The organism is Amycolatopsis sp. H20-H5 (genome assembly GCF_035828755.1).
GTDB lineage: Bacteria > Actinomycetota > Actinomycetes > Mycobacteriales > Pseudonocardiaceae > Amycolatopsis.
On sequence record NZ_JAYMZS010000124.1, the window covers coordinates 1 to 25347 of the forward strand.

Annotated in this window: 25 protein-coding genes and 1 pseudogene; 15 read left to right on the top strand and 11 right to left on the bottom strand. The window is 70.4% G+C overall.

Annotated features, from left to right (window positions below):
* The first annotated feature begins 203 nt into the window (after positions 1 to 203).
* On the top strand, positions 204 to 1418 hold the full coding sequence (locus QMK34_RS39465; RefSeq protein WP_326419915.1) for a cytochrome P450: 1215 nt from the start codon (positions 204 to 206) through the stop codon (positions 1416 to 1418).
* A gap of 1 nt (position 1419) precedes the next feature.
* On the opposite strand, the gene QMK34_RS39470 is transcribed toward QMK34_RS39465, so the two are convergent.
* The 5 genes from QMK34_RS39470 to QMK34_RS39490 all read right to left on the bottom strand — a co-directional run bounded on the left by QMK34_RS39470 (position 1420) and on the right by QMK34_RS39490 (position 5604).
* Positions 1420 to 2703, bottom strand: a complete 1284-nt coding sequence (locus QMK34_RS39470; protein WP_442785321.1) for a cytochrome P450 — start codon at positions 2701 to 2703, stop codon at positions 1420 to 1422.
* Entirely contained in the window at positions 2700 to 3308 is a 609-nt protein-coding gene (locus QMK34_RS39475) for a GTP-binding protein (protein ID WP_326419916.1), read from the bottom strand. The genes QMK34_RS39470 and QMK34_RS39475 overlap by 4 nt, the downstream gene beginning before the upstream one ends.
* Positions 3289 to 3651 carry a DUF742 domain-containing protein gene (locus QMK34_RS39480; protein WP_326419917.1) on the bottom strand — a complete coding sequence of 121 codons (363 nt, stop codon included), beginning with the start codon at positions 3649 to 3651 and terminating at the stop codon, positions 3289 to 3291. Before QMK34_RS39480 ends, QMK34_RS39475 begins: the two co-directional genes overlap by 20 nt.
* A complete protein-coding gene (locus QMK34_RS39485; protein ID WP_326419918.1) occupies positions 3648 to 4067 on the bottom strand; it encodes a roadblock/LC7 domain-containing protein in 420 nt (139 codons plus the stop codon). The genes QMK34_RS39480 and QMK34_RS39485 overlap by 4 nt, the downstream gene beginning before the upstream one ends.
* 106 nt (positions 4068 to 4173) lie before the next feature.
* Positions 4174 to 5604, bottom strand: a complete 1431-nt coding sequence (locus QMK34_RS39490) for an ATP-binding protein (RefSeq protein ID WP_326419919.1) — start codon at positions 5602 to 5604, stop codon at positions 4174 to 4176.
* Positions 5605 to 5933: 329 nt separating this feature from the next.
* On the opposite strand from QMK34_RS39490, the gene QMK34_RS39495 reads away from it, so the two are divergent.
* On the top strand, positions 5934 to 6257 hold the full coding sequence (locus QMK34_RS39495) for a YciI family protein (protein WP_326419920.1): 324 nt from the start codon (positions 5934 to 5936) through the stop codon (positions 6255 to 6257).
* 10 nt (positions 6258 to 6267) lie between these two features.
* On the opposite strand, the gene QMK34_RS39500 is transcribed toward QMK34_RS39495, so the two are convergent.
* Positions 6268 to 6672 carry a zinc-ribbon domain-containing protein gene (locus tag QMK34_RS39500; protein WP_326419921.1) on the bottom strand — a complete coding sequence of 135 codons (405 nt, stop codon included), beginning with the start codon at positions 6670 to 6672 and terminating at the stop codon, positions 6268 to 6270.
* Between the two features lie 389 nt (positions 6673 to 7061).
* Here QMK34_RS39500 and QMK34_RS39505 point away from each other — a divergent pair, with 389 nt between their 5' ends.
* From QMK34_RS39505 to QMK34_RS39515, 3 genes are all read left to right on the top strand, one after another.
* Positions 7062 to 7502 (top strand): lipocalin-like domain-containing protein, encoded by a 441-nt coding sequence (locus QMK34_RS39505; RefSeq protein WP_326419922.1) that lies wholly within the window; start codon positions 7062 to 7064, stop codon positions 7500 to 7502.
* A 323-nt stretch (positions 7503 to 7825) separates the two neighbouring features.
* Positions 7826 to 8389, top strand: coding sequence for a HutD/Ves family protein (locus tag QMK34_RS39510; protein WP_326419938.1), 564 nt, complete (start codon positions 7826 to 7828; stop codon positions 8387 to 8389).
* Positions 8390 to 8774: 385 nt separating this feature from the next.
* Positions 8775 to 9449: a VC0807 family protein gene (locus QMK34_RS39515; protein ID WP_326419923.1), complete on the top strand. Its 675-nt coding sequence runs from the start codon at positions 8775 to 8777 to the stop codon at positions 9447 to 9449.
* 122 nt (positions 9450 to 9571) lie between these two features.
* Here the strand turns inward: QMK34_RS39515 and QMK34_RS39520 are convergent.
* Together QMK34_RS39520 and ychF are read right to left on the bottom strand one after the other, a co-directional pair.
* Positions 9572 to 9753 (bottom strand): annotated as a pseudogene (locus QMK34_RS39520) (CopG family transcriptional regulator).
* 13 nt (positions 9754 to 9766) lie between these two features.
* Positions 9767 to 10849, bottom strand: a complete 1083-nt coding sequence (gene ychF, locus QMK34_RS39525) for a redox-regulated ATPase YchF (protein ID WP_326419924.1) — start codon at positions 10847 to 10849, stop codon at positions 9767 to 9769.
* Positions 10850 to 10965: 116 nt separating this feature from the next.
* Between ychF and QMK34_RS39530 the strand changes: the two genes are divergently transcribed.
* Positions 10966 to 12456, top strand: a complete 1491-nt coding sequence (locus QMK34_RS39530) for an AlkA N-terminal domain-containing protein (RefSeq protein WP_326419925.1) — start codon at positions 10966 to 10968, stop codon at positions 12454 to 12456.
* Between the two features lie 27 nt (positions 12457 to 12483).
* On the top strand, positions 12484 to 12990 hold the full coding sequence (locus QMK34_RS39535; RefSeq protein WP_326419926.1) for a methylated-DNA--[protein]-cysteine S-methyltransferase: 507 nt from the start codon (positions 12484 to 12486) through the stop codon (positions 12988 to 12990).
* A gap of 75 nt (positions 12991 to 13065) precedes the next feature.
* Here QMK34_RS39535 and QMK34_RS39540 read toward each other — a convergent pair whose 3' ends face one another.
* Both QMK34_RS39540 and QMK34_RS39545 read right to left on the bottom strand, forming a co-directional pair.
* On the bottom strand, positions 13066 to 16029 hold the full coding sequence (locus QMK34_RS39540) for an SMC family ATPase (RefSeq protein WP_326419927.1): 2964 nt from the start codon (positions 16027 to 16029) through the stop codon (positions 13066 to 13068).
* Entirely contained in the window at positions 16026 to 17177 is a 1152-nt protein-coding gene (locus tag QMK34_RS39545) for an exonuclease SbcCD subunit D (protein ID WP_326419928.1), read from the bottom strand. The genes QMK34_RS39540 and QMK34_RS39545 overlap by 4 nt, the downstream gene beginning before the upstream one ends.
* A 348-nt stretch (positions 17178 to 17525) precedes the next feature.
* Here QMK34_RS39545 and rmuC point away from each other — a divergent pair, with 348 nt between their 5' ends.
* Positions 17526 to 18440 (top strand): DNA recombination protein RmuC, encoded by a 915-nt coding sequence (rmuC, locus tag QMK34_RS39550; RefSeq protein WP_326419929.1) that lies wholly within the window; start codon positions 17526 to 17528, stop codon positions 18438 to 18440.
* Between the two features lie 164 nt (positions 18441 to 18604).
* A complete protein-coding gene (locus QMK34_RS39555) occupies positions 18605 to 19558 on the top strand; it encodes a DUF6542 domain-containing protein (protein ID WP_326419930.1) in 954 nt (317 codons plus the stop codon).
* 287 nt (positions 19559 to 19845) lie between these two features.
* On the opposite strand, the gene QMK34_RS39560 is transcribed toward QMK34_RS39555, so the two are convergent.
* Complete coding sequence (locus QMK34_RS39560) at positions 19846 to 20874, bottom strand: 4-hydroxy-3-methylbut-2-enyl diphosphate reductase (RefSeq protein ID WP_326419931.1); 1029 nt, start codon at positions 20872 to 20874, stop codon at positions 19846 to 19848.
* 173 nt (positions 20875 to 21047) lie between these two features.
* Between QMK34_RS39560 and QMK34_RS39565 the strand changes: the two genes are divergently transcribed.
* The 6 genes from QMK34_RS39565 to QMK34_RS39590 all read left to right on the top strand — a co-directional run.
* Positions 21048 to 21716: a lipid droplet-associated protein gene (locus tag QMK34_RS39565; RefSeq protein WP_326419932.1), complete on the top strand. Its 669-nt coding sequence runs from the start codon at positions 21048 to 21050 to the stop codon at positions 21714 to 21716.
* On the top strand, positions 21713 to 22972 hold the full coding sequence (gene xseA / locus QMK34_RS39570; RefSeq protein WP_326419933.1) for an exodeoxyribonuclease VII large subunit: 1260 nt from the start codon (positions 21713 to 21715) through the stop codon (positions 22970 to 22972). Before QMK34_RS39565 ends, xseA begins: the two co-directional genes overlap by 4 nt.
* A gap of 3 nt (positions 22973 to 22975) precedes the next feature.
* A complete protein-coding gene (locus QMK34_RS39575; protein WP_326419934.1) occupies positions 22976 to 23383 on the top strand; it encodes a hypothetical protein in 408 nt (135 codons plus the stop codon).
* Positions 23380 to 23613: an exodeoxyribonuclease VII small subunit gene (locus tag QMK34_RS39580; RefSeq protein WP_326419935.1), complete on the top strand. Its 234-nt coding sequence runs from the start codon at positions 23380 to 23382 to the stop codon at positions 23611 to 23613. Before QMK34_RS39575 ends, QMK34_RS39580 begins: the two co-directional genes overlap by 4 nt.
* 82 nt (positions 23614 to 23695) lie before the next feature.
* Positions 23696 to 24757, top strand: a complete 1062-nt coding sequence (gene glpX, locus QMK34_RS39585; protein ID WP_326419936.1) for a class II fructose-bisphosphatase — start codon at positions 23696 to 23698, stop codon at positions 24755 to 24757.
* A partial coding sequence (locus QMK34_RS39590; RefSeq protein WP_442785322.1) for a S1 family peptidase occupies positions 24754 to 25347 on the top strand: 594 nt, incomplete at its 3' end. The genes glpX and QMK34_RS39590, both read left to right, overlap by 4 nt.

Genomic DNA, 25347 nt, shown 5'->3' on the forward strand with positions numbered 1-25347 from the left:
TCACGTCATCGACCAGGGCCTCCGTGCGTCTGCCTGGCGACGCGGACACCAGGCAGACGCACGAAGAAGCCACTTCAGACGACGCCTCCGCCTCCAGATGCTAGAGATCTAGCCCTGTAGTACTAGTCCAACAGCCTGAACTTCTTTCGCAAGAGCAACGATCCTCGCTAGCCTGAAAATCCATCGTTGAGCGAGGGAGCTTCGTGACCAGAGCAAGTCAGGCACCGGACATCCTATCCCCCGAATTCGCCGCGAACCCGTATCCCTCCTACCACATCATGCTCGAGGATGCACCCCTCAGCTGGCATGAAGGCATGCAGAGCTATCTCGTCTCGCGCTACGAGGACGTCTCGAGGGCCTTCAAAGAAGCCGTCTACACCACGGACAACTACGGCTGGCAGCTCGAACCGGCGCACGGCCGCACGATCCTGCAGATGAGTGGCCGCGAGCACTCGATCCGGCGGGCGCTGGTGGCGCCCGCGTTCCGGGGCAACGAGCTCGACCAGAAGTTCCGGCCGGTCATCGAGCGCAACTCCCGCGAGCTCATCGACACCTTCCGCGCCCAGGGCTCGGTGGACCTCGTCGAGGACTACGCGCGCCATTTCCCGATCAATGTCATCGTTGACATGCTCGGTCTGGACCAGAGCGACCACGAGCGCTTCCAGGTCTGGTACACCGCGATCATCGGCTTCCTCAGCAACCTCAGCCAGGACCCCGAGGTCGCGGCGGCCGGTGTCCGCACCCGAGAGGAGCTGGCCGCGTACCTGATCCCGATCATCCAGGAACGCCGGGAGAACCCCGGCGACGACCTGCTTTCCGCGTTGTGCGCCGCCGAGGTCGACGGCACCACGATGAGCGACGAGGACATCAAGGCCTTCTGCAGCCTGCTGCTGGCCGCGGGCGGCGAGACCACCGACAAGGCCATCGGGAGCCTGTTCAAGAACCTGCTCGAGCACCCCGAGCAGCTGGCCGCGGTCCGCGCCGACCGGAGTCTCGTCCCGAAGGCCTTCGCGGAGACGCTGCGGTACACGCCCCCGGTGCACATGATCATGCGCCAGCCCGCCGAGGACATCGAGATCGCCGGGCGCACCGTGCCCGCGGGCAGCACGGTGACCTGCCTGATCGGCGCCGCGAACCGCGACCCGCGCCGGTTCGCCCACGCGGACTCGTTCGACATCTTCCGCGACGACCTGCCGACGGACACGGCGTTCTCCGCCGCGGCCAACCACCTGTCCTTCGCGCTGGGCAGGCATTTCTGCGTCGGCGCGCTGCTGGCCAAGACGGAGATCGAGGTCGGCGTCAACCAGCTGCTCGACGCGATGCCCGATCTCCGGCTCGAGGACGGCTTCACGCCGACCGAGAAGGGGGTGTTCACCCGGGGTCCGGCTTCGCTGCCGGTCCGGTTCACCCCCTCCTAGCTCACCAGATCCCTGGTGCGGCGGCCGTCCCCGGCTGCGCGGAGACGTAGGTCGGGGTGAAGGTGACGGGCAGGCTTTCCAGCCCGCGCATCCACACCGACGGCCTCCACACCAGGGACTCCGCGGGCACCGCGAGGGCCAGGTCCGGCAGCCGGTCGAGCAGCACCTCGACGGTGGTCCTGGCGATGACGTCAGCGACCTCGGGCGCGGGATACGGGCAGCCGTGTTCGCCGTGGCCGAACGACATGTGCGCATGGTTGCCCTGTGCGCCCGCGGACAGGTCCGGCCGCACGTGCGGGTCGGCGTTGGCGGCGGCCAGGCCGAGCACGAGCAGGTCACCGCCGCGGAGCCGGTTGCCCGAGAGCTGGGTGTCGCGGGTGGCGAAGCGGCCGATGAAGTTCTGCGTCGGCGTGTCGTGCCAGAGCACCTCGTTGAGGGCCTGCCCGACACTGCCCCGCCCGCCCGAAAGCGTCATCGCGAACCGGCTGTCGGTCAGCATCAGCCGGATGGTGTTGCCGATCCAGTTCGCCGTCGGCTGCTGCGCCGCGGCCGTCACCACCAGCAGGTCCTGGACGATCTCGTCGTCGGTGAGGTTCGCCTGGTGGCGCATCATGTGCGTCGGCACGTCGGCGCCGGGAAGCTCACGCTTGAGCGCCAGCAGCCTGCCCATCGCCTCCTGCACGCGCAGGTACGCGGGGATCGCGTCGGGGCCGACGTCCAGCGAGATCGCGACGTCGCGGACCAGCGCGGGGGTCGCCGCCTCCGGCATGCCGTACATCTTGGCGACCGCGAGCAGCGGGACCTGCATGGCGAACTGGGCGACCAGGTCGGCCTGGCCGCTGCCGACGAAACCGTCGATCAGCCGGTCCGCGATGCGCTCGCAGTGCGCGCGGAGGTCGAACTGGTCCACCGCGGACAGCGCGTCGCCGATGGCCCCGGCGCGGCGCCGGTGCTCGTTACCCTCGGTGAACATCACCGAGGGGTTGTGCATGACGTAGGGCAGCAGCGGCCAGTCGCCGGGGACGTTGTCCCACTGGTTCCAGCGGCGGGTGTCGCGCGCGAACAGCTGCGAATCACTGCTCACCTGGTGGATCTCGCGGTAGCCGGTGACCAGCCAGGCCGGGATGTCGCCGTCGAGCAGAACCGGGGCCACGCCCCCGAACTGCTGCCGGAGCTGCGAGTACAGCGCGGCGGGGTCGGTCAGGAACTGCGCGCCGTACAACCGGACTCTGTCCGAAGTGGACGACGAGTCCGCCGGGGCGGCGGGGCGCTGGAAATCGGTCACGACTGGGTCTCCCGGGCGGTGGACAGGGCGTAGAGGTGGTCGACGAGGGCGATCAGGACCTGCTTGGACGAATCGCGGTGGCGGGCGTCGCAGTCGATCAGCGGCACGTCCTCGGACAGCGTCAGCGCGCTGCGGACCTCGCTCAGATCGTGGTTCGGCGGGCCGAAGTTGTTGCGCGCCACGATGAACGGCGTCCCGTGGTGCTCCAGCCGGTCGATGGCGTACCAGGAATCCGCCAGCCGCCGGGTGTCCACCAGCACCACCGCGCCGAGCGTGCCGGAGAACAGCCTGTCCCAGAGGAACCAGAACCGCTCCTGCCCCGGCGCGCCGAACAGGTACAGCACCATGCGCTCGTCGAGGCTGATGCGGCCGAAGTCGAACGCGACCGTGGTGGTGGTCTTCCCCTGCACCCCGCTGGTGCTGTCGACGCCGACCCCCGCCTGCGTCATCGTCTCCTCGGTGCTCAGCGGCCGGATCTCGCTGACCGAACGGACCATGGTCGTCTTGCCCACCCCGAAGCCGCCGACGATGACGATCTTCAGACCGTCGGTCGCGGTGGAGAGCAGGGGGGTGCGAGCGGTTCGTTCAGAGATTGCGGAGTCCAACGAGCACCTTCTTCAGGAAATCGGAGTCGGGGATTTGCGCGCTGGTACCGGCCGAGGACGGATGGCGGGCCGACACCCTGCCGGTGTCGAGCAGGTCCGCGATCAGGATCTTGACCACGCTCACCGGCAGGCTCAGCTCCGAGGAGATCTCCACGACGGCGGTGGGCCTGCCGGCGATCCGCAGGATCTTCACGTGCTCGGACTGCATGCCCGCGGCGGGGTCGGACTCACTGACGATCAGCGTGACCAGGTCCAGGTCGATCTCGGCCGTCCGGCTGCGTCCGCCGGTGAGGGTGTAGAGCCGATCCGGATCCTCGTCCTCGAGCGCCGACCGCGCCGTCATGCGCCCAGGCCGCCGGACGGGGCGTATCGCGGTGGGGCGGTGAGGAACGCGCCGATCTGCTCGACCAGCTCGTCCATGTTGTGCCCGATGAGGCCGACGTCGGCGTCCTCGGCGGCGATCACCGCGAGGTGCGAGCCGATCCCGGCCTCGACGATGAACAGGATCCCGCCGTGGAACTCGGTCATGGAGTTGCGCACCCCGCCGGTCCCGTCACCGAACTCGACCGACGCCCCGTGCGACAGCGCCTGCACGCCGGCGGCGATCGCGGCGAGCTGGTCGGCCCTGTCCACGTTCAGTCTCGCGGTGTGGCACAGCTTGAGGCCGTCCTTCGACAGCACCAGCGCGTGCAGCGCTCCCGGGGTGTTTCCGATGAGGTTTTCCAGCAGCCATTCGAGGCTCGGGTTCGTCGCGTTCATCGAGAATCCGGGGGCCGCCGTTTCCGGCACCTGGTGCCGGGGACGCCCCCTCACTCCAATCTGGGTATTCCGGTTCGGCAGCGGTACAGCTGAAGCTGGATTCACGTCAGTCGTCGTCCTCCGCGTCGACCGGGGCAGAGTGCCTGGCCGGGTCTGTGTCGGGCTTGCGTCGCTGCTGGAAGGCGCCGAAGCGCGAGCCGGTGTCCACATGGGAGCGGGTGGGCCGCGGCACCGGCGACGGCGCCGGGCGCGAGGCTGCGGTCAGGGTCTGGCCACGGGGCCGCCTCGGCAGATCGGTGGGCTCGGTCAAGATCGTCGGCTGCTCCGAGTAGGCGGTGCCGGTTTCGAGCCGTCCCGCGATGACGGCGACGGGCTCGCGCTCCGGCTCCGGGAACGGCTCTGGCCGCGGCTGGGTGATGAGCTGGTTCGGGATCCGCAGGACCACACCGATCCCGCCGCGCGAGGACGGCCGGAAGAACACGTGCAGCTGGTGCTTGCGGGCCAGGCAGCCGACGACGGCGAGGCCGAGCCGGGTGCCCGAAAGCATCGTCATGTCGAGCGGCTGCCCCAGCGAGACGGCCATCTCGGCGCGGGCCAGCGCGGGCGGTTTCATGCCGAGGCCGCCGTCTTCGATGGTGATCACCGCGCCGTTGTGCAGGTCCTCGACGTAGACGTGGACCTCTTCCGACGGCGCCGAGAACTTCGTCGCGTTGTCCATCAGCTCGGCCAGCGTGTGCATGACGTCCTCGGCCGCGTAACCGGCGACCGCCGCACCGCTGGTGGAGTGGACGCGGACGCGCTGGTAGGCGCCGATGCGGCCCATGGCGCCGCGCAGGATGCTCTCCATCCGGATCGGCTTCGTCCAGCGACGGCCGGAGCGGGCGCCGGTGAGCACCGCGATGCTGTCGGCGAGCCTGCCGGTCTGCGCCGTGCTGTGGTCGATGTTCAGCAGGTCTCCGAGCAGCTCGTCGGAGCAGCGGTTCTCCATCTCGCGCAAGGCGGCGAGAGTGCTGGTGGAAAGCGCTTGCACGCGGCCGGCGGCGTTCGCGCAGGCGGCCGTCGAGGCGGCCCGGCGCCGCTCACCGACGGCGATCTCATCGACGAGCACCCGCAGGATGCGGCGGTGGGTGTCCTCGGCGGGACGCGGCATCTCGGCGAAGACGGTGTCCGCCGTGGCGCCGCCGCGGAGCATCTTGACCGCGGTGGGCAACGTCTGGTCGATCAGCCGGGACAGCTCATTGCTGGCCGCGCCGACCCGCTCACGGGCGTCGCTCACCTCATTGCGGGCCTGGCGCACCTTGTCCTCGGCGCGGGCCACCTCATCCGAGCGCAGCACCGCGACGAACACGGCCGCGCACAACAGGATCCAGGTGATCACGCCCGCGATGGCGACAAACGTCTGCTCACTGCTGGGCATCGACAGGGTCACCCACACCCAGAGAGCACCGACGACGACCGCGGTGACGAGCACCGCGAGCACCGCCCGGCCGACCGGCCGGCGCTCTTCCCGAAGACGTGCGGGTTGTTGTTCCGACATAGATCAAGTTCCTCGCGTCCGGTAGGTGGCAGAACAGTACCCGGGTGGGGCGATGAGATTCGACGCGCGCTCATGGTGGACCAAAACCGCTGTTCAGCAAGGTTTCCCAGCGTCGTTCCTGATTCGCTCCGCAGATCTCGGTGACGCGAAGGGAGATCATAAACCCTCAGCGCGACCGGTGGCGAGCACTCTCCGCGAACTCACAGGATCCGATCGCGGACCGGGAGACCCGTTCTCACTCAGCGAACACGCCGGGCCGGACGTCGAGATCGGGATGGCCGCTCCGACCATCAACCGAGCGGCGCCGCCGCGAACGTGAGGAGCGGAGCGTGAAGTATCTGCTGCTGATCTACCGCGACCCGGCGAGCCTGGGTGTGCGAGGGCTGCTCGAAGAGCTCGCCGGGTCCGGGGAACTGGTCGCCGGTGCGGCACTGGCCGATCCGGTGAACACGAGGACGTTCTCTGGCCGCGGCGGGGTCCCGGCGACGACGGACAGGCCGTACGCCGAAGCCGGGGCGCAGCTGACCGGCTACCTCGTGGTCGACTGCGAGGACATCGACCGGGCGAGCGAGATCGCGGCGGGAGTGCCCGGCACGCGGTTCACCACGGTGGAAGTACGGCCGATCATGGACCTGTCCGGACAGGAGATGTGAGCAAGCAAGCTCAGGGCTGCGGCGGCTGGTACTGGTTCTGCTGCGGCGGGTACTGCTGCTGCGGGTACTGCTGCTGCGGGTGCGGGTGCGCGTACTGCTGGGCCGGGTGCTGCTGCTGGGCCGGGTGCTGCGCGATCTGCTGCTGTGCCTGCCCCTGCTGCGGAGCCTGGTCCTGCGGGGCGGTCTCCGGCGGGATCAGCGGGAGCGCCTGCTCCTTCGTCAACCTGTTCGTGCTCCCGCAGAACGTGCACTGCGTGGAGTACTTGATGTTGATCGGGAACAGCGGGATGAAGAAGAGGGTGAACTTGGTGACCGCCTTGCGCAGCGCGTGGGCGGCCGGGTTCCCGCACTGTCCGCAGACGAAGGTGACCATCGCCAGCATGAAGATCTTGGTCCGGTAGCCCCAGACGAGCATGGCCCACTCCTTGCGTCGGGTAATCGGCACACAGCCTCGCACGAGCACGGCGGCCGACGGAGGCGTTTCCCGAAATGTCCGGTACCGAACGGTCCACAAGGGACGGATAGTGACGGCGTCGTCACGCTGTTCCGGGGCAGGAGTAAGGAGTGCACCGTGCAGGCCGCGCACACAGGTGATCAGGTCGTAGGGCTCCGCCGGGGACCCGCGAGTAACCGTCCCGCCCGGCGAGGCGGCGTTCCCGGTTCATCGTCCGGTTGGCCACCACCGGCGACAGCTCCAGCACGTCGTCCCCCACCAGTTCCCGCTCACCAGGGACACTGCCCAGCGTAGTCGTCCTGACGTAAGATCCACTGGTCTTTCCGTATACCGCAAAGGAGTTCGCGCCGATGTCGACCGATGCCCTACTCGGGGTCTGGCACCTCGTCTCGTTCGTCCGGCTCGACGCGAACGGCGACGTGGCGGCGTCACCGAAGGGCAGCGATCCCCAGGGCATGCTCGTCTACTGCGCCGACGGGCACATGTCGGTGCACCTGATGAACAGCGGCCGTACGCCGTTCGGCGGCGTCGCGCAGGAGGAGGGCACCGCCGCGGAGAAGGTCGAGGCGCTGGACACCTACCAGGGCTACGCGGGCACCTTCGAGCTGTCCAAGGGCCGGGTGACCCACCACGTCACGCTCAGTTCGTTCCCCAACTGGGTCGGCCGGTCCATCTGGCGCGACGCGGAACTGGACGGCGACACGCTCACGCTCACCGCCCGCTACCAGGGAAGCACGGGCGACGCCCAGCGGTCGGTGCTGGTCTGGCGCCGGGGTCCAAAGGTCACCTGAAGGCCACTGTCTCTGACCAGGCCCGTCGCCTCGTCGGCGACGGGCCTGACAGCGTCTAACGCCGTGAAGGCGGCCTTCACGGCACGGCTCTCGCGCCGGGCTCTCCGGCCGACACCCGATCCGGCGAACCGGCAGGAGTACCGCACCGGCGGTCAGCGGCTAAGGTATGGGTGCTGCCCGCCGCTAATACCTCCCCCCTCGTTAGTGGCGGGCAGCCCTCAAGCCCGCTCGCCCCGCCACGGCAGGGGCGGCGTGAGCGCTTCGCCACCCCGGATATGGTCCTTCGGCCAGGCAATTCCCGAGCGAAGGACCCGACTGTGCCGATGACCGTGCTGCGCTGGCGCCACCTCGAGCCGGTCGGATGGCGCAACGGCGCGGGCATCACCCGGGAGGTCGCCGCCTCCCCCGCCCTCCCCGCGTTCGACTGGCGCGTGAGCATCGCCGACGTCGACTCCGGCGGGCCGTTCTCGGTGTTTCCCGGGGTCCAGCGCACGATCACCGGGATCGAGGGCGAGGGCATGCTGCTGACCCTCGACGGCGCCGAGCACGAGGTGCGCCGGGCGGTGCCCTTCACCTTTTCCGGGGACGCCACCGTCACCTGCCGCCTGGTCTCCGGGCCGACGCGCAACCTCAACGTCATGACCCGGCGGCACCGCGCCACGGCCACGGTCACCGTCACCCAGCCGCGCGATGTCACGGTCACGCACGGCGAAACGGTGCTCGTCGTCGCGCTCTCCGAAGGGCTGACGATCGTCGCCGGGGACTCGCCACCGCACTGCCTGGAGCACCGCGATTCGGCGCTGCTGACCGAACCCGGAACCATTACCGCGCTGGACGGCGCACTGGCCGTCGTCCGCATCGAGACCTTCCCGGTAGGGGTCCCCTGACGGATGTCGCTTCACTACATGTCGCGAAGACGCACCATCACGGCCCTCGCTTGCCTGCTCCTGCCCACCACGACTGACTGGGCAGCCACGTCACTCGGCGGCTGACACTTCCGGTGGATTCGGACGGCGGCAGCCCCGAGGTCCTCGATCCCGCGACGCTCAAAACCGCCGTACCTCAGCCGGTCCGCCGACGGAAGCCTCGAATTCTGGGCGCCTACGGACGGCGTGGTCTGGTCAAGACGTGCGCTTCCAGGCGGGCGACGGCGCGGCACTCCCTGACAGATGTCATGACGAGGTTCGCGGTTTCGGCATCCTCCCCGCCCTGCCAGGAGCAGGAAGCTGAACGCGGCCAGGAAAACGAACGCCGCACCAAGGGGTACCGATCATGACCCAGACCATCGCCGCACCCAAGACCGAAGCACCGCACAGCGGTCCGCTGGACGGGCTCAGGTCGCTGATCGTCGACGTCGGCGTGCCGGTGGGAACCTACTACCTGCTCAGCAAGGGTTTCGGCCTGAGCACGACGGCCTCGCTGGGCTGGGGCAGCGTCCTGCCGATGGCCCGCGTCGTCTGGGGACTGGCGAAACAGCGCCGGGTGAACAGCTTCTCCGCGCTGATCCTCGCCTCGAACGTGGTCGCCCTGCTGCTCGGCCTTCTCGTCGGCGACCCGCGGCTGATGCTGGCGAAGGACAGCGGCGTGAGCGGCCTGATCGCGATCACCGTGCTGGCCACGGCGTTCTTCGGGCGGCCGATGATGACCGCCGGGCTGAAGCCGTGGGTCACCAAGGGCAACGCGGCCAAGAGCGCGGCGTGGGACCGGCTCGCCGCGAACTCCGCCGCGTTCCGCAGGCACGAGCGGCTGTTCTCGGTGATCTGGGGAGTCTCGCTGCTGACCGAATGCGTGGCCAGGGTGATCGGCGCGTACACCCTGCCGATCGACACGATGGCCTGGCTGGGCACGGCCGTCCTGCTCACCGCGATGGCCGTCGCCATCGTCGTCAGCGGTGGCCTGGCGGTGGACCCGATGGAGAAGCTGGTCGCCGCCGAACAGCTCGCTTGAACGGTCAGCACCAAGCCAGGCAGCCTGCCCCCTCGGCGAAGGCCGCGGCCGGTGCGCCGCCGCGTCAAGCAATCCCACGGCCGCAAGGGCCAGAAGATCGTCCAGAGTCAGATATTCGACGGTCACCGCGCCAGGCGATCGAGCAACGAGGCGTAGCGCAGGCGGCCCTCGTCCGACAGGGCTCGAACCCGATCGTCACGCACAGACCGCGCGGCGGCGTCGGAGATCGCCCGCACAACGGCCTCCCGCTTACGCGCGTTCCTGCACCTCAATGTTCAACCTCAATGTTCAACCTCAACGTCATCGCCATGAAGCAACTAGACGTTGAACCTGAACTCGACCACGTCGCCGTCGGCCATGATGTAGTCCTTGCCTTCGATGCGGGCCTTGCCCGCGGAACGCGCGGCGGCGATCGAGCCCGCCTCGACCAGGTCCTCGAAGCCGACGATCTCGGCCTTGATGAAGCCACGCTCGAAGTCCGTGTGGATGACGCCCGCGGCCTGCGGGGCGGTCGCGCCCGCGGGGATCGTCCAGGCGCGCGCTTCCTTCGGGCCCGCCGTCAGGTAGGTCTGCAAGCCGAGGGTGTGGAACCCGGCGCGCGCGAGGGCGTGCAGGCCCGGCTCGGCCTGGCCGACCGACTCGAGCAACTCGCGGACGGACTCTTCGTCGTCGAGCTCCAGGAGCTCCTGCTCGACCTTCGCGTCAAGGAACACCGCGTCGGCGGGGGCGACCATCTTGGTCAGCTCCTCGCGACGCGCGTCGTCCGTCAGGACGCCTTCGTCGGCGTTGAAGACGTACAGGAAGGGCTTCGACGTGAGCAGGCTGTGCTCGCGAAGCAGCTCCAGGTCGACGTCCTTCTGCGCCGAGAAGAGTGTGCGGCCGCCGTCGAGGATCTCCTTGGCCTTCTGCGCCGCTTCCAGCGCCGGCTTCGCGTCCTTCTTGGTGCGCGCTTCCTTTTCGAGCCGCCAGACGGCCTTTTCGAGCGTCTGGAGGTCGGCGAGGATCAGCTCGGTATTGATCGTCTCGATGTCGCTCATCGGGTCGATGCGGCCGTCGACGTGGATCACGTCGGGGTCGTCGAACACGCGGATGACCTGGCAGATCGCGTTGGCCTCGCGGATGTTGGCGAGGAACTTGTTGCCGAGGCCCGCGCCCTCCGACGCGCCCTTGACGATGCCCGCGATGTCCACGAACGAGACCACCGCCGGCACGAGCTTCGCCGAATCGAAGACCTCGGCGAGCTTGTTCAGCCGCGAATCGGGCAGCGGCACGACGCCGACGTTGGGCTCGATCGTCGCGAACGGGTAGTTCGCGGCGAGCACGTCGTTGCGCGTCAGCGCGTTGAAGAGGGTGGACTTGCCGACGTTGGGCAGGCCGACGATGCCGAGGGTGAGACTCACGGGCTGGCAGTCTACGTGGCCCCGCGCGGCGCCTTCCCGTGCCGGTCTCGAGCGCCAGGAACGTCGTGTCGGATTCCCGCCAGTCAGGGCTGCGACCTGGTGGCATCATCGACCACATGGCAACACTCGCCCCCGCGCCGCGGGCTCTCTGGCGCGACACCGAACAGTGCTACCGCGTGGTGACCGCCCGCGATCCGCGCTTCGACGGCCAGTTCATCATGGCGGTGCGGACCACCGGCATCTACTGCCGCCCGTCCTGCCCCGCGCTGACCCCCAAAGAGAAGAACGTCAGCTTCTACCCGACGTCGGCGGCCGCGCAGGCCAACGGCTACCGAGCCTGCCGGCGCTGCCTGCCCGACGCCGTCCCCGGCTCACCGGACTGGGACATCCGCGCCGACCTGGCCGCCAGGGCGATGCGCCTGATCGCGGACGGGACGGTCGAGCGTGACGGCGTCCCCGGGCTCGCCCGGCGGCTCGGCTATTCGGAGCGTCAGCTGGGCCGGGTGCTCACCACCGAGCTCGGCGCGGGGCCGCTCGCACTGGCCCGCGCGCACCGGGCGCACTCGGCGCGGCTGCTCATCGAGATGTCCGAGCTGCCGCTGACCGACGTGGCTTTCGCGGCCGGGTTCTCGAGCGTCAGGCAGTTCAACGAGACCATCCGCGAGGTGTTCGTGACGACGCCTTCGCAGCTTCGCGCGGCGAGCCTGCGCCGCGGGCGTCGAGAAGATCACGGGACGGGGACGCAGCTGTCCCTGCGCCTGCCGTACCGCCCGCCCTTCGACGCCGACGGCGTCTTCCGGTTCCTCGCCGACCGCGCGGTGCCGGGAGTCGAGCACGTGACCCGGGACGACTCCGGTGTGACCGGCTACGGCCGGACGCTGCGGCTGGCACACGGGTCCGGCTCGGCTTGGCTGAGCGCGCGGGCGGACCACGTCCGCTGCGAACTGCGGCTCACCGACCTGCGCGACCTCAGCAGCGCGGTCGCCAGGGTCCGCAGGCTGCTCGACCTCGACGCGGACCCCGAAGCCGTCGGCCGGGTGCTGGGGGCCGATCCGGACCTGGCGCCGCTGATCGCCGCGATACCGGGGATGCGGGTGCCGGGCGCGGTCGACGGGGACGAGCTGGTGCTGCGGGCGATGCTCGACCGGCACGTCTCGATCGCCGCGGCCAGGACGGCGGCGGGCTCGCTCGCGGCGGCCCTCGGGGACCGGCTCCCCCTCGGCGACGACACCGACCTGACCACGCTGTTCCCGACGTCGGCGCAGGTCGCGGCCGGTGGCGGAGAGATCCTGCGCGGCCCGCGCGAGCAGGTCGAGGCCGTCACGACGGTCGCCGCCGCGCTCGCGGACGGAGTCGTCGAGGTGCACGTCGGCCGCGATCCCGCGGAGCTGCGGGCCGAACTGCTGACGCTGCCGGGCATCGATCCGTGGACCGCGGACTACGTCCTGATGCGCGTGCTCGGCGCGCCCGACGTGGTGCTGACCGGCGACCTCGCGCTGCGGCGGGGCGCTGCCGCGCTGGGCATCGACGCACTGGACGAACGGGCACGGGCGTGGCGCCCGTGGTCCTCCTACGCCGGTATGTACCTGTGGCACGCGAGTGCCTGAAATGCTTTTCTACCAAGGAGATTTGTCGTGAGTATCGGTTATTGGTCTACTTTGGACACTGCTATCGGCCCGTTCACGGCGGTGGTCGCGGGCGACGGCGCGGTGCTGGCCTCCGGCTGGACGGGCGAGGTCGGCGAGCTGACCCCGCTGATCTCGCCTTCGCTGCTGCCCGGCGAGGTGAAGCACCGGCGTGACCTCGGCCCGGTGACCACGGCGATCCGCGAGTACCACGCTGGTGAGCTCGACGCTGTCGACGAGATCGAGGTCCGCCAGCGTTCCGGCGAGTTCCGCGAGCGGGCCTGGGACGTCCTGCGCACGGTGCCGGCGGGCAAGCCGGTCAGTTACGCGGGATACGCCGAGCTGGCTGGCAACCCGGCGGCGGTGCGGGCGGCGGCCTCGGCCTGCGCGCGCAACGCGGCGGCGTTGTTCGTGCCGTGCCACCGGGTGGTGCGCACGGGCGGCGCGCTGGGCAACTTCCGGTGGGGCGTCAACGCCAAGCGCTGGCTGCTGGACCACGAAACCCCGCGCGCCTGACCCTCCCCCCAGCGTTGTGAACGGACCGTTTATGGCAGTTTTCGCCATAACCGGTCCGTTCATGGCGTGGGCGAGCTAGCCGGACCGGACTTCGAGTTTTGAGCCGGTGCGGGACTTGCGGACGCGGAGCCGGGTCGGGATGCGCTGGCGCAGCTCCTCGACGTGCGAGACGAGGCCGACGACCCGGCCGCCGGCGCGGAGTTCGTCGAGGATGTTCATCACGATGTCGAGGGTTTCCGCGTCGAGCGTGCCGAAACCCTCGTCGACGAACAGGGTGTCGAGCAGCGCGCCGCCGGTCTCGGCGGCCACCACGTCGGCGAGGCCCAGCGCCAGCGCGAGTGACGCCAGGAACGACTCGCCGCCGGACAACGTCTTCGCCGGGCGGACCGTGCCCGAGTAGTCGTCGAGCACGTCGAGGCCGAGGCCGCCGCGGGTGCCGCGCGCTCCGGCCGCGTCGGAGTGCACGAACGAGTAGCGCCCCTGGCTCATCGCGCGCAGCCTGGCCGTGGCCGCCAAGGCGACCTCCTCCAGCCTGGCGGCGAGAACGTACGAACGCAGCGACATCTTCCGCGCGTTCTGCCCGCGGCCGTTGACGACCTCGGACAACGCCTTGAGCTCAGCGAAGCGCTCTTCGACCGGCGCGAGTTCGCTCAGCGCGGCGCTCATCCGCTCCGACAGGCCGGTCAGGTCGGCTTCCTGGGTCGCCGCCGCCTTGAGCGTGACCAGCGCGGACTCCGCCTCGACCCGGGCGGTCTGCGCGAGATCCGCTGCCGAACCCACATCGACGAAATCGTCAGGTGAGATTCCGGCGAGCTCCGGCTCTGTCAACGTCTGGCGCGCGCTGTCTTCCATGGCCCTTGTGTCGGACAGGCTCTTCTCGAGCTTCTCGATCAGCTCCTCGGACCTCGCCGCGGCGCGGACGTCGGCGACCGAAGCGAAACCCTTGCTCTCCAAAGCGACTTCGACCGTCGTGCGCTGCTCGGCCAGCCGCTCGCGCGCACCGGCCACAGCCGTGCGCGCGTCGGCGAGCGCCTCCAGCGCGGCCACCAGCGACAGCAGGTGACGCCGCCGGGCGCCGACGTCCGGATGCTCTCCCCTGGCCGCGACGAGTCGCCGCTCGCGCTCCCCGATGCGCTCGGCCAGCACCCGGAGCCCGGTCTCCGCCTCGGTGACGGCCTGTTCAGCCGCGCGGCGCCGCTCGGTGAGCAGCCCGGCATCCCGTTCCAGCGTGACGACCTGGGCTTCCAGCCGCACCTTCTGCCCGGCCAGTTCCCGCAAGGAGCTCGCGAACTCCCGCGCCTGCGCCAGCTCGGCCACCAGCTTGTCCCGCGTGCGTTCCCCGAGCCGGGCCTGCAGTTCGGCCAGCCGTGTCCTGGCGTCGTTCAACGCCGTTTCGGCGCGCTGGCGCCCCTTCTCCGCTTGCTGCTCGGCCTTTTCCGCAGCCCGCTCCTCGGCCGGATCGACCAGGCCGCCGACATGAGCAGCGGGTTCCGGGTGTTCAGCCGAACCGCAGACTGGGCACGCCTCCCCTGCCTCGAGCCCCGCGGCGAGCTCGGCGGCCATTCCTTCGAGCCTGCGCTCACGCAGGTCGAGACGACACTGCCGGGCCTGCTGGTGGACGTCGACGGCTTGCCGCACAACGGTTTCCGCCCGCTCGGCGGCTCCACCCGCCATGGGCAGCTGCTCGGCGTCCCGCAACGCGGACGTCAGCTCCTCATCTCGCGCACGGACTCCGTCGAGCTTCGCTTCGGACGCCGCGGCCACCACCGCGCGAGCCCTGAGCTCGGAGACCTTCGCAGGCGCCGAGTCGAGCTTCGCGATGAGCTCTTCGACCTGCTTCGCGCTCTGTGACGCCGACAGCCGCAGCTGACCGTGCCGCTTGTGGTCGCGCTCCTGCTGCTCCGCCTCGACGACGAGCTCCGCCAGCGCTCCGGCCTCTTCGCGCACGGAGCCAGCCTTGGCCCGCAGCTCAGCGACCGGCGCGTCGGCGCCTTCGTGACCCAGCTTCACCAGCTCGCGAGCACTACGCGTCTCCACCAGCTCGACTTCGGTGAATTCGCGTTTCCGTTTGTCCAGCAGGTCGACGTCCACGACGATCCCGGTGGCCCGGTGCGCGGCCGCGACCTCCTCGGCCTGCTCGGCGCGTTCCCCGGCTCGCTCGGCGATCACGGTCAGCCGGGTGTGCGCGTTCCGCACCCGCCGGACGCGCTCGGCCGACGCCTGCTGCTCGTGCCAAGCCGTCTCGGCGACCTTGGCCGCCGCTTTCGACGTCTCTTCGTTCTGCTGGGCCCGTACGACGCGTTCGGTGGCCGCCCGCAGCACCGAAGCGACCCACTCGGCCTGGCTTTCCTCTGGCGCATCCTCGCGTGCCACCTGGCCGTACCGGGCGACCAGCTCGCGGACGGCCTGCTGGCGCTTGTCCAGCTCGCGGCCACGCTCGGTGCGAAGGTTCGAGAACCAGCTCTCGACGTCGGAGAACCGCTCGGTGCCGAAGAGCCGCTCCAGCAGTTCCTCACGTTCGGTGGTGTTCGCGCGCAGGAACCGCGCGAACTCGCCCTGCGGCAGCAGCACGACCTGGAAGAACTGGGGTGCCGTCATGCCGAGCAGCCGCTCGACGGTGCGCGCGACCTCGTCGATCCGGGTGACACCCTCGGGGACATGGCCGTGCGGAACCGTGCCGATCCAGGTGAGCGAGGCCTTCGCCTGCTGGGTGGTCGTGCCCTCACCACGTCGTTTGGGCCGCTGGTACTCCGGGCCGCGGACGATGCGCAGCCGCTGGCCCTGCACCGTCAGCTCCAACACGACCTCGGTCCGCTCGTCCGGCTCGGCGAGGTCGCAGCGCAGCCGTTTGACCTCGCCACGCGCGCCGGGGACTTGGCCGAACAGCGCGAACGCGATCGCGTCGAGCAGTGTGGTCTTGCCCGCGCCGGTGTCCCCGTGCAGCAGGAAGAGCCCGTCGGCGCCCAGTAAGTCGAAATCGACCACCTCGCGGCCTGCATACGGGCCGAAAGCAGCCACTTCGAGCAGGTGCAGCCTCATCGGTCGACCCCGATGCCCGCGGCGCTCAGCGCGTCCAGGATCAGCCGCTCCTCACGCTCGTTGGGCGGCGCGCCCCGGCAATCGCCCAGGAAATTCCGGGCGATCTCGATGTCGGGGCGGCCTTTGACGGCTTCGGCGTACTTCAGCGCGGAGCCCGCGTCACCGCCCGCGGGCTGCCACTCCAGGTGGACCGCGTACGGAAACCGCTCGCGAAGCTTGCGCATGGCGTCGACCGGGCGCACCCGGTCGGTCACCGTGACCGACAGGTAGTACTCGATCCACTCGGCGAATTCGGGCTCGGACAGGAGGTCCGCCAGCTCACCGCGCAGATGACCGAGTCTGCGCGGCACCGGAAGCTCGTGCCTTCGGACCTCGGCGAGCCCGCCGGCGTCGAGGTCGACCAGCCAGGCGGACTTGCGCTGCTTGCTCTCGGAGAACGAGTAGGCCAGCGGGCTGCCTGAGTAGCGAAGGTGCTCAGCAAGCGTTTGCGGGCCGTGCAAATGCCCCAAGGCCACGTAGTCGACGCCGTCGAAAACCGCTCCCGGCACCTGCTCGACGCCACCGACCGCGATCGGCCGCTCCGACTCGCTGGGCGCGCCCCCGGTGACGAACGCGTGCGCGAGCACGACCGAGCGCGTGCCTTCAGGCCGCGTCTCGAGGTCGGCTCGGACGCGGCGCATGGCCTCGGTGAGCACGCCGGTGTGCCCCCGGGCGCCGAGCACACCCAGCGCGTGGCGGGCGGGCTCGGGTTCGAGGTACGGAATGCCATAGCAGGCCACCGGGCCGTGCTCGTCGGCCAGCAGGACGGGCTCGGCGAGGCCCGCAATGGTCGAGCGCAGGTGCAGTCCACCGGCGGCGGCGAACTCGGCGAACGCGCCCAGCCGCGGCGCGGAGTCGTGGTTGCCGGGGGTGATCACCAGCTGGGCACCGGCCTGGCGAATCCGGCTCAACGCGCTGGTGGCCACCCGCACGGCCTCGGCCGAGGGCACCGCGCGGTCGTAGATGTCCCCCGCCACCAGGACGGCGTCGATCGCCTCGGCGGCCACGAGGTCCGCGAGGTGCCCGAGCACGGCTTCCTGCTCGGCGAGCAGATCGGCGCCGTGGAAGGTGCGGCCGATGTGCCAGTCGGAGGTGTGGAGGAATCTCACGTGGCCCACGGTATGGCCGGACACCGGCGAGATGGTGGAGGCGCGCCGCTGCGTCACTCGAACGTGTGTTCGACATCGTAGCGGTTCTCCCGGGTAAGCGCCAGCCTCGCGAGTGCTGCCACCTGCGGATTCGGAGCGTGACCGGACATCTTGAGGACCTCGGATGACGCCGACCTCGGCAGCGCGCGAAAAGTCCTCTCGCGGCAAGGCCCGCGGGGCCGGTGCGACACGCCGTGGCGGAACCGGCGAAGTCGCTGGTCATGTACGCAGCGCGACGAGGCGATCCGTTTTTGTCGGTGCCTTCCGCCATGATGGCTCCCGAGACTTCGACCAGGAAGGAGAAGGCCTGTGGGGACGGTGGTCACCACCGCCGCGATCGTGCTCGCGCTGCTGCTGCTCATCGCGGCGGCGGTGCTGTGGCGGCTGTACAACGACGGCATGCGCCGGGCGGACGTGGCCGTCAAGCAGGTCGCCACCGAACGGGCCAGGGTGGACGAGCAGCAGCTGGCGCTGCGCCGGTACGAGGTCGCGTTCGCGTCGATCAGCGGCCGCGGCGAGCTGGGTGAGCAGGTGCTCGTCGAGACGGCACGCGCGCTCGGACTGCGCGAGGAGCTGCATTTCACCCTGCAGACCGACCTCGCGGGCGGTGGCGCCGCGAAGCCCGACATGGTGCTGCGGGTCGGCGGCGGCCGGACCGTCCCGGTGGACGCCAAGGCCAGCATGGCCTGCTGGGCCGAGGCGGTCGAGACGAACAACCCGGACGAGCGGCTGGACGCGCTGCGCGTGCACGTGCGACATCTGCGGTCCCGGGCCGCGGAGCTGGCGGGCAAGGGCTACCAGCGCTGGGCCGACGCCATCTACGGCACGATCATGTTCGTGCCCTCGGACGCGGCCGTGGTCGCCGCGCTGGACACCGACCCCGAGCTGCTGCGCTGGCTGATCGACAGGCGGGTGTTCATCTGCGGGCCGACGGGGTTCGCGGTGCTGGCGTCGGCGGCACTGTTCGCGGCGAGCGACCGCGCGCTGGTCCACGACGTCGAGCAGGTGCGCAGCGGGGCCGCCGCGGCGCATCGGGCGGCAGGCAACGCGGTGGACGCGCTGAACCTGTCCAGCACCCACCTGCAGCGGTTCGTCTCCGCACGCCGCCGCGAGCTGGAGGCGCTGGAAACTTTTCGCGGGACGGTGGCACCGCTCACCGACGCGGCGGCCAGCCCGGCGCCCGTCCCGGCCATCCGCAAGGGGGATGAGCTGGCAACGAGCTAGAAAGGCCGTCCGGGGGAGCTTTTTCGCAGGTCCGCGAAACGGTCATAACGCCCTGCACAGGCACCATCGGCAGGGCAACGGATGTCACGCCCTCGGGTGTCCCGGGCGCTCCGGGCGCGGAGTGGTAGCAAGATCTTTACAACCACGGGATACGGTGTTGTCTCGTGACCGCGATTCGCGATCGCCAGCGCGATCCAGATGCCGACGACGTCCCCGTACCTTGGGACGAGCGTCAGGTCATCGGCGCCAGGCGAGGATTGACCTGGTGGGCAGCAGTGCTGGTCGGCTTCGGCCTGGCCCTGCTGGGCGCCTTCGTCAACGAGATGCTGCAGACGGACCTGGGCCTGATCTTCCAGGGTTGCTACTTCGTGGGCGCGGTGGGCGCAGTCGCCACCGTGCAGCGAAGAGGGCTCTTCGGGCCGATGGTGCAACCACCGCTGGTGCTGGCCATCACCGTGCCCGTCACGATTCTGCTGACCACCGCCTCCACCCAGTCGGACATGCTGGCGCAGGTGGTCAGCGTGGGCAAACCCCTGATCAACGGCTTCCCGACCATGGCCATCACCACGGGTGCGACCCTGCTGCTCGGCCTTTTCCGGATCTACCGTGAGCGTGACCCGGACGCGCCGGTCAAGCTCAAGTCGGGCGCCAAGCCCGAACGCCGCAGGCCCGACGACGAGGCCAGGCCCGCCCGCCCGCGCGGCGAAGCAGGCCGTGGCCGTCCGGCGGGGAGCAACCGCACCGGCCAGACTCCACTGCCCGCGAGCAGCAGGACCGGCCAGACGCCCGTCCCGCCTGGCCGCCGCCGTGGCCAGGACGACACCGGCCAGCCGCCGCGCCGAGGACGTCCGGCGCCCGAAGACGCTCCGCGTCGCACCCGCGACCCCGGCACCCGCGGTACCCGCAAGCCGCCGCCGGACGGCACCCGGCAGCCCCGCGCCCCGCGCCCCCAGGATGGCGAGCCGCCTCGTCGCCGAGGCGAGCCCCGGGCCGACGGGACCCCCGGCGCACCCCGGCGTCGACCTCCCGGTGCCGACGACCCCGGCTCCGACGGACCCCGCCGCGCACCACGCCGCGGCGAGCCCCGCCGGGGCCGCCCATGGGACGACGAGCAGTAACCACCCCTCCCGGCCGACCACCAGCGGGAAACGTCGCGCAGGCCGGTGCGCTCCAGCCATTCAGACGTTGTGACGGGATCGGCTGGGCCAGACGAGCGAGCGCGACTCGGCGACGAGTTGCGGACGCGCTTTATCCGCACGCGCAACTACTGCTGGTCCCGGCGCGCGCCCTGAGGGGTCTGAAATCAGGCCGGTGCGGATCGCGCTCCCCGAGGTGGGACTCGGGGAGCGTGAGTGTGGAACTCGAGCCCCTGAATGTGGGACTCGCGGTGCGAGCGGGCGAGCGGTCAGTCGTTGCAGGACTTCGCGCGCTCCGCCTTGCGAAGCTCGTGGGGCAGCGCGAAGGCGATCTTCTCGTTGGCCGTGGTGACCTCGTCGACGTCGCCCCAGCCGCGCTCGGCGAGGTACGTCAGGACCTCCATGACCAGCAGATCCGGCACCGAAGCACCGCTGGTGACGCCGACCGTGGTGACGTCTTCGAGCCAGGTCTCGTCGATCTCGCGGGCGAAGTCGATCAGGTGCGACGCGCGGGCGCCCGCCTTCAGCGCCACCTCGACGAGTCGCTTCGAGTTCGACGAGTTCTGTGAGCCGACCACCAGCACCAGGTCGCATTCCGCGGCCATCGCCTTGACCGCGACCTGACGGTTCGTGGTGGCGTAACAGATGTCGTCGCTCGGCGGATCCGCCAGGCCGGGGAAGCGGCCCTTGAGCTGGTCGACGCGCTCCATCGTCTCGTCGACGCTCAACGTCGTCTGCGAGAGCCAGATGACCTTCGACGGGTCGCGGACGGAAACCTTGCCGACGTCCTCGGCGGTGTCCACCAACTGGACGTGGTCGGGCGCCTCGCCGGCGGTCCCCTCGACCTCTTCGTGGCCTTCGTGGCCGATCAGCAGGATGTCGTAGTCGTCGTTCGCGAACCGGTTGACCTCCTTGTGCACCTTCGTCACGAGGGGGCAGGTCGCGTCGATGGTGCGGAGGTCCCTGGCGGCGGCCTCGGCGTGGACCGCGGGCGAGACACCGTGCGCGGAGAACACCACGAGCGCGCCTTCGGGCACCTCGGAGGTCTCGTCCACGAAGATGACGCCACGGTCGCGCAAGGTCTCGACGACGTGCCGGTTGTGCACGATCTCCTTGCGGACGTACACCGGGGCGCCGTACAGCTCGAGAGCCTTTTCGACCGCGATCACCGCCCGATCGACGCCCGCGCAGTACCCGCGCGGTTTGGCGAGCAGGACGCGTTTTCCGGTGGTGGGCACGCCGGATCCAGTGATCGCCGTGGTGCCCGCGGGCTCGATTCCGGGACTCGCTGCACTCATGCCCCCAGCGTACGGGGCGGCCCCCAAGGCTCCAGAAGTCCCATTCAGGTGACCTGCGGACACACAATCGTGGTGTGCGTCGACTCACCGCAACATGTGCGCGGAGTCACGTCTCGGCGCACGACACACCCGTTCGGTTGGGCAGGATGGCCCAAGTACGGCAGACTAGACGGATGAAGCCTCTCCCGCTCCCCCTCCGGGTAGCCGCGGGCCTCGCCGTCATCACCGCCGAGCGGGTTCGTGAACTCCCCAAGCAGCTCACCGGGCTCCCCGTCACCGTGGTCAGCCAGGTGCTGCAGTTCTCCATGCGCGTGCAGCAGCACGTCACCGAGATCGCCATCAAGGGCGATGACGCCCTGTCCGGCCTTCGCCCGATCGAGGACACCCCCAGCTGGGCGACCTTCGACGAGGACCTCCCCGATCTGACGATCCCGGCCTCGATCACCCGGCTGCCGGTCCCGCCGCCCGACGCGGACGTGCCCGCTCCCCGCGCGGAGACCAACGGCCACAAACCCGCACTGCCGGACCTTGAGGACGAGCTTTCCGACCCGTGGGCCGACGAGGAGCGCGCGCTCGCCGAGGACCACGCCGACGGCGAGTTCGACAGCGCCGAGACGTCCGAAACCGGGGACGGCCCGGCCGGGCTGAGCGGCTACGACGAGCTCACCCTCCCCCAGTTGCGGGCCCGGTTGCGCCGGTTCTCCCTGGCACAACTGGAAGAGCTGCTGACCTACGAGCGGGCGAACGCGAACCGCGCCTCGTTCATCGGCATGCTCGCGCGGCGCATCGGCAACGTCGAGAAGGCCGGGCAGGACGAAGGCGACGGCGCGGACGGCCGGTGAGCACCGAATCCACCACCGCCGCGCCCGGCAGCAGCGCCGAAACCCCCTGGCCCGTCCGCACGGTCGCGCGCAAGATCGGCGACTGGGTCAACCGGCTGGGCACCGTCTGGGTCGAGGGCCAGGTCACCCAGATCTCGGCCAGGCCGGGCACGAGCACCGCGTTCCTGACGGTGCGCGACCCGTCGGCGGACGTGTCGATGTCGGTCACCTGCCCGATGCGGTTGCTGCGTGACGTCGAACCGCCGCTGCGCGAGGGCGCCAGCGTCGTGCTGCACGCGAAGCCGACGTTCTTCCTCGGCCGCGGCACGCTGAGCCTGCGCGCCAATGAGATCCGCGCGGTCGGCATCGGGGAACTGCTCGCCCGCATCGAGCGGCTGCGCAAGCTGCTGGCCGCCGAGGGCCTGTTCGCCCAGGAACGCAAGAAGCGGCTTCCCTTCCTGCCCAAGGGAATCGGGCTGATCACCGGCCGTGCTTCGGCCGCCGAACGCGACGTGCTGGTGAACGCGCAGGCCCGCTGGCCGCACGTGGCGTTCAAGGTCATCAACACCGCGGTGCAGGGCGCGCAGGCGGTGCCGCAGATCCTGCGCGCACTGTCCACTTTGGACAAAGACCCCGACATCGATGTCATCGTCATCGCGCGCGGCGGCGGCAGTGTCGAGGACCTGCTGCCGTTCTCGGACGAGGCGCTGTGCCGCGCGGTGTCGGCCGCACGGACCCCGGTGGTCAGCGCGATCGGCCACGAGCCGGACACCCCGCTGCTCGACCACGTCGCCGACCTGCGCTGTTCCACCCCGACGGACGCGAGCAAGCGGATCGTGCCGGATGTGCGCGAAGAGACCGAGCGCGTCCGCATGATGCGCGACCGCGGCCGCCGCGCGCTGCACGGCTGGGTCGACACCCAGACCAGGCTGCTCACCCAGCTGCGCAGCCGTCCGGTGCTCGCCGATCCGCTCGGCCCGATCCAGCGCCGCTTCGACGACGTCGAAAACCACCGCGAGCGCGGACGCCGGGCGATGCTCGGCCTGCTGGCCAAGGACCAGGCCGAACTAACGAGCGCGCGGGCGCGGCTGACCGCGCTGGGCCCGGCGGCGACGCTGGCGCGCGGTTACGCCGTCGTGCAGTTCACCGACGGCGAAGGCAACCTTCAGGTGCTGCGGTCCGTCTCCGAGATCGAGGACGGCGCGCTGCTGCGCGTCCGGGTCGTGGACGGCGCGCTGGGCGCGGTCGTGACCCTCGAGACCGGGGAGGGGAAGTAGCGGATGTACTCCAGGGCCGCCTTCATCCCGCTGACCGTGGACGCCGCCACCCGCCTGGACGCGACGCTCCTGCTCCGGCAGGCGATGGTGACCGACCGAGCGGCCACCGCCTGCTGGACGGCGCTGCTGGCAGGCTGCGGCTCGGCCGCGCGCTGGGGCCTCGGCTCCGAGCTGCGACGCCTTTCGGAGGCGACCTCGATGCAGGTCGGCACCCGCTGGTGGTTCGCCGAGGGCGCCGGGCACCGCCGCCGGGTGGCCGGGGCGCAGGAGCAGATCGAGGAAGCGATCGCGGACGGTGACGGGCAGGAGTTCGCCCTCGCCTTCGTGGGTTACGACCATGCCATGGCCAGCGCGGTAGTCTGCGCAGACACCGAGCGCCACCGCAGGCCCGTAGGAGATTACACAGCGTGACTAAGTCTGGAACCGACACCGCCGAGCTCGGCTACGAGCAGGCCCGAGACCGGCTCGTCGAGGTCGTCCGCGAGCTCGAAGCGGGCGGGCTGTCGCTGGAGCAGTCGCTCGCGCTCTGGGAAAAGGGCGAGGAGCTGGCGAAGCTCTGCGAGCGTCATCTCGAGGGAGCCAGGGAACGTATCGAAGCCGCGCTGGCTTCGGTGGAAGATGAGCCCGGCGACTCACAGTGACCTTCGCCATGCCGTCGTCCTCCTGAAGTCCTCCGGGTATCTGAGAGACTGAGCACCCGCCGATCCTGATCCGGAGGCAACCATGCCCAGCGAGTCCACCAGCGCGCCCCGACGCCGTGAAGCGCCCGACCGCAACCTCGCGATGGAGTTGGTGCGAGTCACCGAAGCCGCCGCGATGGCCGCCGGTCGCTGGGTGGGCCGCGGCGACAAGATCGGCGGTGACGGCGCCGCGGTCGACGCGATGCGCCAGCTCGTCGCCACCGTCTCGATGCGCGGGGTGGTGGTGATCGGCGAGGGCGAGAAGGACGAAGCGCCCATGCTGTTCAACGGCGAAGAGGTCGGCAACGGCGACGGGCCCGACTGCGACGTCGCCGTCGACCCGGTCGACGGGACGACCCTGATGGCCAAGGGCATGCCGAACGCGCTCGCCGTCCTCGCGGTGGCCGAGCGCGGGGCGATGTTCGACCCGTCCGCGGTGTTCTACATGGAGAAGCTGGCCGTCGGGCCCGAGGCCGCGGGCACCGTGGACATCTCGGCGCCGATCGCCGAGAACATCCGCCGCGTCGCGAAGGCCAAGGGCGGCAGCAAGAGCGACGTCACGGTCTGCGTCCTCGACCGGCCGCGGCACGACAAGATCGTCCAGGAGATCCGCGACGCGGGCGCCCGGATCCGGTTCATCTCCGACGGCGACGTCGCGGGCGCGATCGCCGCGGCGAGGCCGACCACCGGCGTCGACATGCTGATCGGCATCGGTGGCACGCCCGAGGGCATCATCGCCGCCGCCGCGATGAAGTGCCTCGGCGGCGAGCTGCAGGGCAAGCTCTGGCCGAAGGACGCCGCGGAGCGCGAGAAGGCGCTGGCCGCGGGCCACGACCTCGATCGCATCCTGCTGACGGACGACCTGGTGCAGGGCGACAACGTGTTCTTCTGCGCCACCGGCGTCACCGACGGCGACCTGCTGCGCGGCGTGCACTACCGCGCGGGCGGCGCGACCACGCAATCGATCGTCATGCGCTCGAAGTCCGGCACCGTGCGCATGATCGACGGTTACCACCGGCTGACGAAGCTGCGGGCGTACGCGTCGGTCGACTTCGACGGCAGTCTCGACGACGCACTCGACGACGTCGTCCCGCCGCTGCCGTGAAACGCCTGCTCGCGCTGACCTTCGCGATCGCTGCCGCGCTGGCGCTGGCGGTTCAGCCGGCGTCGGCGGGTCCCGCGATCATCGGCGGCCATGACGCCGACCAGCCGTATCCGTTCACGGTCTCGCTGCACACGGCTTCGGGCAAGCTGTTCTGCGCGGGTTCGCTGATCGCGCCGACCTGGGTGGTCACCGCCGGGCACTGCGTGCAGGGCAAGAGCGCGGCGGTGCTGAGCGTGCGGGTCGGCAGCAACGACAGCACGGCGGGCGGGGAAACCGCCCAGCCCGCCGAGCTGCTGGTGAACCCCGGTTTCACCACGTCCGGCGCGGGTGGCGACATCGCGCTCGTCCGGCTGGCCTCGCCGGTCAAGGCAGCGCCGATCACGCTCGGAACCTCGGCGGCGCCCGGCACCGCGACGCGGCTGCTCGGCTGGGGCCAGACCTGCCCGACGCAGAACTGCGGGCAGCCGCCGACGACGTTGCAGCAGCTCGACACCCAGATCGTCGACGGCTCGCGGTGCACGGCGGCGTTCGACGGCAAGGTCGAGCTGTGCACGGACAACCCCGGCGGCAAGTCGGGCTCCTGCTACGGC